This is a genomic window from Vibrio crassostreae 9ZC13 (assembly GCF_000272045.2).
Classification (GTDB): domain Bacteria; phylum Pseudomonadota; class Gammaproteobacteria; order Enterobacterales; family Vibrionaceae; genus Vibrio; species Vibrio crassostreae_C.
In genome coordinates, this window is sequence record NZ_AJYZ02000004.1 from 1 (window position 1) to 524 (window position 524).

At 41.0% G+C, this 524-nt stretch carries 1 protein-coding gene; it reads left to right on the top strand.

What is annotated here, in order from left to right; all coding sequences use genetic code 11:
• Positions 1-169: 169 nt before the first annotated feature.
• Positions 170-524: ISAs1 family transposase (locus A136_RS01215; RefSeq protein WP_029235081.1), on the top strand; the 355-nt coding region annotated here is incomplete at its 3' end.

Consider the following 524-nt stretch of genomic DNA (forward strand, 5'->3'; position numbering starts at 1 on the left):
GCAGGGCAAGATCATGAAAAACCCATATGGAATAAGGGGTAGCGTGAAGTGATGTTTCCACTAATTTGTACACTGAAGTCACAACAAATTCAATACATTCAAGATCGATTTGATGATCAGATTTAGGTGTGATCATATACTGTTTTTTAACAGCAGATATTTAGCCATAATGAATGGATTAAGCCTTTTGGACCATATTTCAGTTATTCGAGACCCTCGCCAAGCTTGGAAAATAGAGCACACGCTAACCGACATTATCTTCTTAACAATTGCAGCAGTGATTGCTGGTGCTGAAGGTTGGGAGGATATTGAAGATTTTGGTGAAGATAACTTGGAATGGCTTAGGCAGTATGGTGATTTCAAACAAGGCATACCAGTACACGATACCATTGCCCGAGTTATCAATCTTATTTCCGCCAAGCAACTGCAACGATGCTTTACTGCGTGGATGAAAGACTGTCATGAGACGACAGAGGGTGAAGTGATTGCTATCGACGGCAAAACTCTCAGAGGCACATACAACA